General features: G+C 58.4%; 7 protein-coding genes and 2 pseudogenes. 2 read left to right on the top strand and 7 right to left on the bottom strand.

Translation table 11 applies throughout. The features are described 5' to 3' along the window. The 7 genes and pseudogenes from AAC083_RS17375 to AAC083_RS17345 all read right to left on the bottom strand — a co-directional run. Nucleotides 1–130 (bottom strand): annotated as a pseudogene (locus tag AAC083_RS17375) (chemotaxis protein CheW); the annotation flags it as partial. 12 nt (nt 131–142) lie between these two features. Then, nucleotides 143–2,065, bottom strand: a complete 1,923-nt coding sequence (locus tag AAC083_RS17370; RefSeq protein WP_108537260.1) for a methyl-accepting chemotaxis protein — start codon at nt 2,063–2,065, stop codon at nt 143–145. A 15-nt stretch (nt 2,066–2,080) separates the two neighbouring features. After that, nucleotides 2,081–4,294, bottom strand: coding sequence for a chemotaxis protein CheA (locus AAC083_RS17365; RefSeq protein WP_108537259.1), 2,214 nt, complete (start codon nt 4,292–4,294; stop codon nt 2,081–2,083). Between the two features lie 26 nt (nt 4,295–4,320). Beyond that, on the bottom strand, nt 4,321–4,647 hold the full coding sequence (locus AAC083_RS17360; RefSeq protein ID WP_108537258.1) for an STAS domain-containing protein: 327 nt from the start codon (nt 4,645–4,647) through the stop codon (nt 4,321–4,323). Nucleotides 4,648–4,661: 14 nt separating this feature from the next. After that, entirely contained in the window at nt 4,662–5,030 is a 369-nt protein-coding gene (locus AAC083_RS17355; protein WP_042034984.1) for a response regulator, read from the bottom strand. A 9-nt stretch (nt 5,031–5,039) separates the two neighbouring features. Further along, complete coding sequence (locus AAC083_RS17350; protein ID WP_042034983.1) at nt 5,040–6,257, bottom strand: methyl-accepting chemotaxis protein; 1,218 nt, start codon at nt 6,255–6,257, stop codon at nt 5,040–5,042. A gap of 307 nt (nt 6,258–6,564) precedes the next feature. After that, nucleotides 6,565–7,653, bottom strand: a complete 1,089-nt coding sequence (locus tag AAC083_RS17345) for a ketoacyl-ACP synthase III (RefSeq protein WP_108537257.1) — start codon at nt 7,651–7,653, stop codon at nt 6,565–6,567. A gap of 204 nt (nt 7,654–7,857) precedes the next feature. Here AAC083_RS17345 and AAC083_RS17340 point away from each other — a divergent pair, with 204 nt between their 5' ends. After that, nucleotides 7,858–8,799: a LysR family transcriptional regulator gene (locus AAC083_RS17340; protein ID WP_108537256.1), complete on the top strand. Its 942-nt coding sequence runs from the start codon at nt 7,858–7,860 to the stop codon at nt 8,797–8,799. Nucleotides 8,800–8,928: 129 nt separating this feature from the next. Next, a pseudogene (locus AAC083_RS17335) lies at nt 8,929–8,992 on the top strand (LysE family translocator); the annotation flags it as partial.

Raw genomic sequence — 8,992 nt, 5'->3', positions numbered from 1 at the left:
TTTCTTTGACCCCGAGAATGTTGATGGCAAACATCTCACCCTTGATCAGGAAGGTCAGATACTGGGCATCGCCCTGATTGTCATGAGCCAGTGTGACTGGCTGTGGGACCACTTCGGTTGACATGCTCATGAGTCTCTCCGGTTAAAAGCGGACAAAATCGGCTTCATCAACCTGGGGTTGAGGTACCGTGTTGCCGTGCAGCGGGTGGTGGGCGGGCATGACAAACGTGCCTCTGGGAGACGCTCCCCTGTGCGTACCCTCGCTGAGTTTTGAGGGCCTGACCAGGTTATCCAGCGAGAAGAAGTCCATGGTCTGCTGCAGCTCGTTGGCCTGAGAGCTCATCTCCTCGGCGGTGGCGGCCAGTTCCTCGCTGCTGGCCGCGTTCTGTTGGGTCACCTGATTGAGCTGGTTCATGGCCATGCTGATCTGGTTAGCCGCGCTGGCCTGCTCGCCGGACGCAGCATTGATCTCCTGGACCAGGTCGGATGTCTTGCGAATGGAAGGCACTATCTTGTCGAGCAGACTGCCCGCTTTCTCTGCGGTATCGACGCTGCTGGAGGATAGTTCCCCTATCTCCTGCGCCGCAATCTGGCTGCGTTCAGCCAATTTGCGTACCTCGGCGGCCACTACCGCAAAGCCCTTGCCATGTTCACCGGCGCGAGCCGCCTCTATGGCGGCATTGAGCGCCAGCAGGTTGGTCTGGTAGGCGATGTCATCGATAATGCTGACTTTGCGGGCTATCTGTTGCATCGCCGCCACGGTTTGCTGTACCGAGTGACCCCCTTCGGTCGCTTCGAGGACGGCGCTGCTCGCCATGTTGTCGGTCACCTTGGCGTTGTCGGTGTTCTGGTTGATGCTGGCACTCATCTGCTCGATGGAGGCGCTGGTTTCTTCCACGCTCGCTGCCTGTTCACTGGTGGCCTGACTCAGGGACTGGGCCGTGGTGCTGACTTGGCTGGAGGCATTGGTGAGGTTGTCAGCGGCGTTGCGTACCTCTTCAATGATGGCTGTCAAGGCGTCTATGGTGCTGTTGAGACCATCTTTGGTCTGACCAAAAATCCCCGGGTAGGGCTGATCTATCTTTTGGGTGAGATCCCCCCGCGACAGGGCGGTGGCGATGCGCATGACATCCTTGAGGCTGGTATCTGTGACGTCGGACAAGCGGTTCAGCAGCTCGGACAAGCGTTTGGTATAACCCTGCCGATTGTCCAGCGCTATCTTGTAGCTGAAATCCCCTTGCTCGACGGCGGCGGTGACCAGGGTTTCTATGTCGTTGATGAGTGCTGTCAGCTTGTTGACCATATTCTGCATGGCCATCAAGAGTTGACCCGCTTCATCGTTGGCTCCTATGGTGATGGTGACGTCGAGGTTCCCCTCCGCCAGATGGTTGGCCACCTGCAGCGCCTGATTTATGGGGGCAATGATGCTGCGGATGAGCACTATACCAAGCCAGGCCGCCGCCACTATCCCTGCCGTGACCACTACCATCATGGTGAGCAGCATGGCGTCGTACCAGGATTGAGCCTGCTCATATTCGGCTTTGGCCACATCGAGTTGCAGAGTGACCAGCTCCGTTATCTTGTTGCCGATGGGATCGATAGAGCTGTAAAGCTTGCCGTCAAAATCATTGAGGGTGCCGGCGATGACTCCGTGCTGGGTCGCTAGAAACTGCTCCAGTCTGGTGATATCGCGATCCGCCGCGTTGAATAGGGTGCCCGCCTCAGCCGATAGTTTCTGCTCGGCTGCGGTCAGCTTGGTGGACTGATAATGCTGCCACTCTTGCTTGATCTGCTGCTGGGCCCGCTGGACCTGTTGCAATGCCTCTTCGGCGCTGATGAGGCCCACATTGGCCTTGTTGACGTTGTCGATGACGGCGACGGCGTAGTTGTCTGAGATGGTTTTCAGCTGTTTGAGCGGCACCACGCGGTCGTTATAAACCCGTTGCAGGCCCTGGTTGCTGCTCTGCATGTTGTAGAGTCCTAGCCCGCCAACGCCTAGTAGCAGCAGGCATAGTAGGCAGAGCAGGATGGTGAGTCGCATTTTAATGGTGGAGTTTCTGAACATAATGGGCTCCTGGCGTTAATTGACTCTTGGTTGAGTTTGCTGGCGAGGAAGGGCGTACTGGCTCAGCTGGCTCAGTTCCTGATCGATGGCATGTTGAATGAGGGAGGGAATATCCAGGATCAGGGCAACCTCGCCACCGCCCAGAATGGTGGATCCGCTGATCCCTTGCAGGCGTTGAAACAGCTTGCCGAGCGGTTTGATCACGGTCTGAAACTCCCCCAGCAGTTCATCGACTACCAGCCCGGATTTTTTGCCGCCGTGACTGACGACCACTATGTTTTCCCTGCGCCCTCTCGTACCTTCGATATCGAAGTATTGCTGGAGTCGTACGAATGGCAGCACCTCACCGCGCAGGTTGAGGTAGTTGCGTCCCTGAGTATCGGCCAGCGCACTCTGGGTCAGCTCAACGCACTCGATTACCATGTCGAGGGGGATGACGTAATGTGTGGTGCTAACCCTGACCAAAAAGCCGTCGATGATGGCCAGGGTCAATGGCAACCTGATCTGCACTCGGGTGCCCTGTCCTGGCTTGCTGTCCAGCTCGACGCTGCCGCGCAGGGCCGTGATGTTGCGTTTGACCACGTCCATGCCAACCCCTCGACCCGAGAGGTTGGTGATTGTCTCTGCGGTGGAAAAACCGGGCTCGAAGATGAGCTGGTAGATCTCCTGATCTGTCAAGGCCGCATTGGCGGCGATCAAGCCCCGTTCTTGCGCCTTTTGCAGAATTCTTGCTTTGTTGAGTCCTGCGCCATCGTCCTTGATCTCGATGACGATGCTGCCGGAGTCGTGATAGGCATTGAGGGTCAAAGTGCCCCTCGCCGGTTTGCCGGCGGCGAGGCGCTGCCCCGCCGATTCGATGCCGTGATCCATGGAATTGCGAACCAGATGCATCAGGGGATCACCTATCTTTTCCACCACGGATTTGTCGAGTTCGGTGTCACCGCCTGTGATGACTAGCGCAATGTTCTTGTTCAGCTCTTGGCTTACGTCGCGCACGACGCGCTGGAAGCGGTTGAAGGTGTCCCCAATGGGTACCATGCGCAGGCGCAGGGCGCCATCCCGGATCTCCTCGACCAGCATGGCGATGGTGGAGTTGGCCTCCTGTAACTGGCTGTCCCGTGAGCGTTGGGCTAACAGACTGGCGCCCGAGCTGGCGACCACCAGCTCGCCAACCAGATTGATCAGATCATCCAGCTTGTCGGCATGTACTCGGACGTAGCGCCCCTCTTTGGTTTTATTCTCCTTGTTCTGGTGTTGTTTCTTGAGTGCGGCCTCTACGACCACTTCGTTGACTGCGCCCTGTGCAATCAGGATCTCCCCCAGCTTGCTGCTGTCTGTCTGCGGGCTGTCATGCTGGGTTTGCAGGCCGAGCGCTAGCTCGCTGGCGGTCAGAGCTCCCGTTTTGACCAACAATTGCCCCAGCATATCGTTGTCTTCTGGCAGGTCATTGATGAGCGCTATGTACTCGGCAATTTTGCTGTGAGGGGGCAGTATGGTGATGCGGCAGTCATCGCGTACGAATTCGAACACGTCGCTCAGGGCTCCCTTGTCGGCCTGGGTGTCGACATCGAGTTCATAACCGAGGTAGCAGTTCTCGGGATCGAAATGTTCCCAGTCGGGTAGGGCGTCGTGAAGGGTTTCGATGGCGCAGAGGGTGCCCATGGTGCCGAGGTAGCGCAGAAACGAGGTGGGATCCATGCCATTGCGCAGCACATCCGGGCCAAAGCGCAGCGAGATGTGCCACAACGAGGTGGTGCTGACATGACCCTCTTCCTTGCTGAGCGGCTCTGCGTCTGCTGATGGGGTGCAGTCCGTCAACCCGGTCGGGCGGGTCGTCTGATGGCGTGCCAAATTTAGCCGCAACTGAGAGTCCATAGCCTGTTCGTCACCCCCCAGGGACGCGCCTTGCTCTGCGACCAGATAGACCAGCCGCTCGATATGATCCCGGCTCTCCAGCAGATCCTTGATAAGCGTCGTGGTGATCGCCAGTTGCTGATTGCGCACCTGATCGAGCAAGTCTTCAACTATGTGGGTGAAACTGACGATGGGCTGCAAGCCAAACAGGCCGGCGGATCCCTTGATGGTATGTGCCGCCCGAAAGATAGCACCGATCAGCTCGCTGTTGTCCGGGTCGTTTTCCAACGTCAGCAGGGCGGACTCCATCTCTTCCAGCAGTTCGCGTGCCTCGGCGATGTAGGTTTGCAGGGCCTGATCAAGATTGATGCTCACGAATGACTCCTTGTCACTGGGACTGCCTAGGCGTGATCAGCGTGGGGCATGAGGGTTGGATCGCCAAAGAAGGCTGTCAGTTGACACAGCTCCAGCGCGTCGAGCACCGCATGGCTGTGCATTATTAGGTGCAGTGGATAACCGCCCTGTTGCGCCGTTTTCTTGGCAGCCAGCAACAGCTGCAAGCCGGCACTATCCATCTCGGATACTTGGGACAGATCTAGCTCCAGCGCCTGCTGGCGGTAAAGCAGGGGGGTGAGTGCCAGCTTGAGATCGGCGGCTGTATAGATGGTCATATCCCCCGAGACTTTGACCAGCGTCTTGTGTTCACCCGTCTCTATGTGCAGCGGCATTGGTGGCTCCTGACTCAGGGCATGATGAGCTTGGCGACGGCCGCCAGCATCTGATCGGGTTGAAATGGCTTGACCACCCAGGCTTTGGCCCCTGCCGCCTGTCCCTCCTGCTTCTTGCTGTCTTGGGATTCGGTGGTCAGCATGATGACGGGGGTGAATTTGTAGCTTGCCAGTTTCTTGGCCTCCTTGACGAAGCTGATGCCATCCATGTTCGGCATGTTGACGTCGCTGATGATGAGATTGATCTTCTTGCCGTCGAGTTTCCTGAGGGCATCCTTGCCATCGCAGGCTTCCATCACCTCGTAACCGGCTCCCTTGAGCGTCATGCCGACGACTTGGCGAATGGTTGCCGAGTCATCCACGATCAGGACTGTTTTGGACATATCTGTCTCCTAGAAAAAAGTAACGTCTGCGCTGCGGGATGAATTCACCATGGGTTGCTGACGGCGGCCATGATGAATGTTGCGTTGTTCATCTGTGGCGTAGGAGAGTTCCATGTCTGCCAGCCAGCTCTCCGCATCTATCTGGATGGGGCCTGACTGGTGTGTTCTATTACGTGAGGAAATCAGATGGTCATTGAGGCTGTCCATGTTCTGGCGTACATGGTTGAGGATTTGACTGACCCTATCCTGGAACTGTAGCGAAACGATGACATCGGAGATCTCGCGGTGGATCCCCGAGCTTTCGCTCTGCAGCAGGGCTGCCGACTCCGCCAGGCTGGTAGTGGCCATGCGAAAGCGCTCCAGCACCTGCTCGATAGCGTGCTCCGAGTCACTGACGGCTGCTTGATCCCGCGCGGCTGCGCTTTCTGCTATCTGGAAGGCTCGGCCAATGCCGCTATTGATGGTGTCGACCTTGTCCGTCATCTTCTTGGCCGTTTCGCTGGAGAGGCGCGACAGGGTGCGCACTTCATCGGCCACCACGGCGAAGCCGCGACCGGCCTCGCCAGCCCGAGCCGCCTCTATTGCAGCATTGAGCGCCAGCAAGTTGGTCTGGGAAGCAATTTTGGCCACATCGAGCGCCATGGTATTGAGCTCTATGGTGTAGGCGGTAAGCGTCTTGATTTCCGCCAGCATGGCATCGCGATTGGCTTGCGCGGAATGCATGATGGCGAGCACCTGGTTGAGCTGAGCCTGGCTCTCGGCCAGTACGGCGGCCATGCCCGCCGATTTTGTCCCGCCCAGATTTCCGGCGGCATTGTGAGAGGCGGCTACCGCCTCTTCCAGCTTGGTGGTGAGCCCGGAGAAGCGCTGGGTCAGATCGATCATGGCCCCTTCGGTCTGCTGACGAGAGCTCTCAATTTGCTGTGACCAGATGGGGACCGCTTTCTCGCACACTTGCTCGAGCCCAATAATGGAATGGCTGAGCTGGGCGGCAGACCAGGTATGAGCAGCCTCCTCGTCGTGATGGCTTGCCTCCGGCTTGTTGTGATAGTGATGGGAGCACCAGAGGGCTGCGCCCAGGGCCAGCACGCCGTTGGCCAGCAGATAAGACAGAGGGCTGCCAGCGAGAACTAGCAGCAGGATGCTGAGCAGGCCTATGCCTAGGCAGCATGCCCAACTCACGGGGTCCCAGAATGCAATGGTCTCTGCCGTCTTGTGATCTGTCATACGCAAACTCATCCCTGCACGTGAGTCGAGGTGGGAACAAGCTGTTATCTCACTGGTGTCAGAGAGGATGAACCACGCCCGAACCTGTTAATTACAAATGGCTCAATAAGGTTAGCGCAAAAAAATAACTTGGTTGCAAGTCGCCCCAATTCAGCGGGGACTACTGATAAAGCTGGAATATGGAGGCAGCCGACGGGGGCTTTGGCGAAATGAGATCGCTGTGACGTGGCGGATAACGAAGCGTGTGGATAGCGGGGAGGCAAGCACAGATAAAAAGGAGCCTGATAACTCAGGCCCCTGATAAGGATTAGTCCTCGTTGTCGTGGGCCTTCTGGCAACCTTCTACCGCATGGGCAATCAGCTCAAGTGCACTCTTGTCGCACGGGGGCAGTTCGGCATCACACGAGTTGATGGGGGTGACGCGGTCGCCCCACTTGATGATGGCAGCGCCCCAGGTCAGACCGGCACCGAACGCGGCGGTCAGCAGATAGGAATTCGGCTTGACGCGGCCCTGCTCCAGCGCTTCGCACAGGGCGATGGGGACTGTGGCAGCGGAGGTATTGCCGTAGTTCTCTATGTTGACCATCACCTTCTCCATGGGCGCGTTCATGCGCTTGGCCAAGGTTTCGATGATGCGGATGTTGGCCTGGTGCGGCACGATGAGATCGATTTGCTCAGGTGTAATTCCGGCTTGGGTGAGTGCGCAACTGGTCGCTTCACCCATGCCGCGCACCGCGCGCTTGAAAATCTCCTGGCCTTCAAAGTTGAAGGTAAACAGACCGTCGATATCGGCAAAACGCACCCGATCGGTACCAAAGTTCGGGACGTGCAGTATCTCCCTCGCTTCGCTGTCACAGCCGAGTTTGTTGGCAATCAGGCCACACTCCTGCTCGCTCGCCTCGATCACCACTGCCCCCGCACCATCACCAAACAGCACTGCGGTATCGCGGCGGGTCCAGTCCAGCAGATAAGTCAGGCGCTCGGCACCGATCACCAGCACCTTCTTCATCATGCCGGTTTGCACTAATGAAGTGCCGACCGAGAGGGCGTAGACAAACCCGGTACAGGCCGCATTGAGGTCGAACACGGCCGCATTGACGGCGCCCAGTTTCTGCTGCACCGCAGAGGCTGCATTGGGCGCGAGCGTATCAGGTGTCGCCGTTGCCAAGATGATGCCATCGAGATCGCTGGCTGCCAGGCCTGCACAGGCCAGGGCGCGGCGACTGGCCAGGGTGGCGAGATCCGAGGTGCTGACATGGGAGATCCGGCGGGCCTTGATACCGGTACGCGGATAGATCCATTCATCCGACGTATCCATGATGGTGCTGAGGTCATCGTTGGTCAGCACTGAGGGAGGCAGACATTTGCCCCAACCGGTGATATTGGCGTATTTCATCTTGTTACCGCTTCTCAAAGTGGATCGCCCGCGGGCGGAAAATCGCGCAATTATGCCGCACGGACCAACCACTGTCATCTTGTGGCCATGGTTATCTGGCAGGGAAGAGGCGTAAAACCGCCGAAAATAGCGGGAGATTTTGCTTAAAGTCGAGGACTCGCCTGCCCTAAGATAGGGTTTTCCACCATCCTATGGGGCCGCCCCTTGCACAAAGCCAACCTCAATCTGCTGCCCACCCTCAAGGTGCTGCTGGAGACCCGCAACATCAGCCGGGCAGCTGAGCTGCTGCACCTTAGCCAGCCCTCCATCAGCAAGCAGCTAAGCCAGCTGCGCAACGAGTTTGGCGATGACTTGCTGGTGCGGGAGGGGCAGCGTTGGCTGCTGACGCCACGGGCCGAGACGCTGGCGGCAGCCTTGGCGGATTCCCTCGGTGCGCTGGATCGGCTCTACGAAGCACCGGGTTTCGACCCCGGTCGTTGCGAGCGGGTGTTTCGGCTTGCCTCGTCCGATTATGTGGCCCAGCACATCCTGCCCGATATCTGCGCCGCGCTGGCCAAAGAGGCGCCGCTGGCGGCGCTGGAGTACAGCTTGTGGGACAAGCGCCAGTTGCCGCAGCTGTGGCAGTCAGAGCTGGATCTGGTCTCCACCATCACGGATCTGGTGCCGGAGCAGATCCGTGGCTTGCATCAGGGAGAAGACCGGCTGGTGGTGCTGATGGGGAGTCACCATCCGTTGGCGGGCAAGGTGCTGAGTCTGGATCACTACCTCGCCTGGCCCCATCTGCAGGTGAGCGGCGGCGGCGACAAGGACAGCCCGGTGGAGCAGGTGCTGGCGCCGCAGGGGCTTACCCGGCGCTGGTTTGCCAGGGTGCCCTTCTTTCAGGCCGCAGTCGAGGTACTGCTGCGCACCGACTGTCTGATGACCACCCCGGCTCATATCGCCTGGCAACTTTCACGTGAGCACGATCTTACATTCTGCGATCTGCCGTTTGCCACCCGCCCCCAGCAGTATCATTTGCTGTGGCACCAGCGCCATCATCAGGATCCGGCTCACAAGTGGTTTCGCGATCTGGCCTACCCCTTCTTGCGCGAACACCTGCAAAGCACTGTCGCCGAGGGTCGCAAGCTGTTGGCTGGCGTCAGCTAACCGCTGTCGGTTGCGCCAACCTATAGCCAATGGCTATGGGATCTATTCATAACTTTCACTTCTGGCATAACTGGCCACCCCTTACCCTGAGCTCCGCTGCTGATATTCGGTTTACAGATAGGGAAAGATATGGAATTGACGAGTTGGCTGGCACTGGCCGCAATCTGCGTGATGGGGGCCATCAGCCCGGGGC

The organism is Aeromonas sp. HMWF014 (genome assembly GCF_963878295.1).
Taxonomy (GTDB): domain Bacteria; phylum Pseudomonadota; class Gammaproteobacteria; order Enterobacterales; family Aeromonadaceae; genus Aeromonas; species Aeromonas popoffii.
Note: the sequence above shows the minus strand (reverse complement) of the source record. Positions and strands in the feature narration are given on the sequence as shown.